Genomic DNA, 3,139 nt, shown 5'->3' on the forward strand with positions numbered 1-3,139 from the left:
CCATGGACCTGTTCGTTCTGGGGGACGTGGACTGTGCACGTGTGGAGGACCTGGCATCGCGCATCTTTGACGTGCAGCGAAACCCGCGCACGGTCCGCCCCGCCCGGGGAGAGCCACGGTCCCCAGGCGCTCCCAGGCGCGTGGAGGAACGGATGGATGTTCACCAGGGCCACCTAGTCATCGGATACAGGACCGCTGCATCCTTCGGAGATCCCGACTGGCCGGCGCTCCTGTTCGCCAACGGTGTCCTCGGAGGGTTCACCCACTCCAAGCTGTTCCAGAACGTGAGGGAGCGCGCGAGCCTGGCCTACTTCGTCTACTCCAACCTGGAACAGACCAAGGGAGTCCTGTGGATTTCCGCAGGCATCGATTTTGCGGATGCCGATAGAACTCTCGATATTGTTGGCAGGCAGCTTGAGGACATGAGGTCCGGGCACATCTCCGAGGAAGAAATGGAGAACACCCGCAAGGCCCTCCTGCGTGAGATCGCTGTCATGTCGGACGACCTCGGCTCGGAAGTGGACTTCGAGCTCCTCAATCTGGTCAACGCGTGCAGGCGGACTCCCAGCCAGCTTGCCAGGGACATCGCTGCCGTCACCCGTGACGACGTGGTCAGGGCAAGTCATGGAATTGCGCTGGATACGGTGTACTTCCTCCGGGGTGACGGGGAAGGAGGCGGAGCACGTGCCTGAGATCTCAGTACACAAATCCCCGATTGTCCGGGAGGAACTGGCCCGGACCGTCCTTCCCAGCGGGCTTGAGGTGTGTGTTTTGCCCAAGCGGGGGTTCGGCAAGAAGTACGGGGTCCTCGCCACCAGGTACGGTTCGATCGACAGCAAGTTCCAAGTCGGTGGAAGCGATGAGATCATCGAAGTACCTGATGGCATCGCCCACTTCCTGGAGCACAAGCTGTTCGAGGAGGAGTTCGGCTCGATAGACGATAAGTTCGCCGAACTCGGTGCCTCATCCAATGCTTTCACGAACTTCACGATGACAGGGTACCTCTTCTCCTGTACAGACAACTTCGAGCCGGCTCTCGACACCTTGGTGGATTTCGTGTTCCGCCCCTATTTCACGGAGCAGAACGTGGAGAAAGAGAAGGGCATCATCGAACAGGAAATCAGGATGAACGAGGACAACCCGGACTGGCAGTGCTTCTTCGACTTCCTCAAGGCTATGTACCAGCGACATCCAGTTCGCATCGAGATTGCAGGGACAGTTGAATCGATCAACCGCATTGATGTTGACACCCTGTGCAAGTGCTACCGGACCTTCTATCATCCATCCAACATGGCTCTTTTCGTAGTTGGGGATGTCGAACCCGAGAATGTGGTGGACCAGGCGGATCGCAGGCTCGCCGGGAGGGATTTTGGCCCGGGTGGGCCCATCACTCGCATCTATCCAGAGGAACCGCCTGAGATCGGGCGGCAGCGGGTTGGCAGACAAATGCCAGTGTCAGAGCACCTTGTGTGCTTCGGATACAAGGACACGGACGTGGGTCACGAAGGCCGGACGTTGCTCCGGAAGATAGTCACCACAGAGATGCTCATGGATGTCCTGATCGGCCGAGGTTCCGACTTGTACAACAAGCTGTACGAAGAAGGGGTCATCGACACGACATTCGGGTGGGACTATGAGGCGGAGTCCGGGTTTGCGCATGTGGCGATGTCTGGCAAGACCAAGGATCCGGAGACGCTCGTGCAGAGGGTACAGGAGGGAATACAGGCACTACTCGACAAGGGCGTGGACAACGAAGCATTCGAGCGCTCGCAGCGCCGGGCCATGGGAGCCTTCATACGCGGGTTCAACTCTCTCGAGTTCATTGCCTACAACTTCCTCACTTATCACTTCCGGGGGATGAACCTGCTCGAACGTGTAGAGGTGGCGAGTGAGGTGGACGCAGACGAGCTTTCGAAGGCTGCTGAGATGCTCTTCAGGCCCGAGCGGCGAGTGGTGTCGGTTGTGAGCCCTGGCAAGGACGTGGAGCTAGCCCGAGGTGGGGATAGGTGACTAGACTTCTTCTGGTCCGGCACGGCGAAACTGCGTGGAATAGGGAGAAGAGGCTGCAGGGATGGCACGACGTCCCCCTCTCCGATCTGGGGAGACGGCAGGCCGTTGCTCTGGCGCGGTACCTGGTAGCATGCCCGGTGGGGAGAGTTGACCGGGTCTATGCCAGCCCTCTTTCACGCGCTCTCGACACAGCTAAGGTTGTGGCAGAAGAGTGTGGGCTTGATGTCAACACCATGGAGGACCTCCGAGAGATACACGTGGGGTCTCTGGCCGGAATGACGTGGGCAGAGGTCGAGGCCAGGCTGCCTGGGTTCCGCGAGGCGATAAAGAAGGATCCAACCGCAACTGCGTATCCTGATGGCGAGAGCATGCTTGATGTGGTGGTCCGCGCGCGGGGCATTGTATCCAGGATGGCCCGGGACAACGACGAGGAGACAGTGCTACTCGTCGGCCACGCGGTTATTCTGAAAGCTGTGATTTGTTTGATTCTGGGCCTGGACATTGAGTACCGCAACAGGTTCACTCTGGAAAACGCATCCCTGAGCGTTGCTGAACTCAGGTCGGCCGATCCAGTCCGGGGGAAGATCTCACGTCTCAACGACACTCACTACCTGGAAGGCGTAGCAGACGTGCAGCGGGGGGCGGAAGAATGAGCATTCACCGCAAGGTCCGCACCGCGTGCCCCCTTGACTGTTTCGATACTTGTGGGATGGTTGCCCATGTCACGGACGGGCGAGTATCTGCCCTCGAAGGTGACCCCGATCACCCGATCACCCGGGGCTTCATCTGCCAGAAGGGGAAGGCGTTTGCGGCCCGGGCTTCGAGCCCGTACAGGATAACCCGCCCAATGGTCAGGGACGCCCATGGTTGGCACACGGTATCGTGGGGCGAGGCACTGGACCGGGCGGCAACAGCGCTCGAGTGTGCCCGCTCTGTGCACGGCAGTCTTTCTGTCTTCTACAACTGGGATTTCGGATCCATGGGCCTTCTGAAACAACTGGATTTGAGGTTCTGGAATGTTTTCGGCGGTGTGACTCTGCCGCGCGGAAGCCTCTGCTCGAGTGCGGGAATCGCCGGCCTCATCAAACACTACGGCTCATACTCCTGCCACGACCCCGAGGATATACCT

The 3,139-nt window shown here is 59.4% G+C and carries 4 protein-coding genes; all 4 read left to right on the forward strand.

Annotated features, from left to right (window positions below):
* Positions 1-692, forward strand: a 692-nt coding sequence (locus NUW23_05480) for an insulinase family protein (protein MCR4425629.1), incomplete at its 5' end; no start/stop codon positions are given.
* Positions 685-2,010: an insulinase family protein gene (locus NUW23_05485; protein MCR4425630.1), complete on the forward strand. Its 1,326-nt coding sequence runs from the start codon at positions 685-687 to the stop codon at positions 2,008-2,010. The genes NUW23_05480 and NUW23_05485, both read left to right, overlap by 8 nt.
* A complete protein-coding gene (locus tag NUW23_05490) occupies positions 2,007-2,663 on the forward strand; it encodes a histidine phosphatase family protein (GenBank protein ID MCR4425631.1) in 657 nt (218 codons plus the stop codon). The genes NUW23_05485 and NUW23_05490 overlap by 4 nt, the downstream gene beginning before the upstream one ends.
* On the forward strand, positions 2,660-3,139 hold a 480-nt coding region (locus NUW23_05495; GenBank protein MCR4425632.1), incomplete at its 3' end, for a molybdopterin-dependent oxidoreductase. The genes NUW23_05490 and NUW23_05495, both read left to right, overlap by 4 nt.

The organism is Bacillota bacterium, assembly GCA_024655925.1.
GTDB lineage: Bacteria > Bacillota > DTU025 > DTU025 > JANLFS01 > JANLFS01.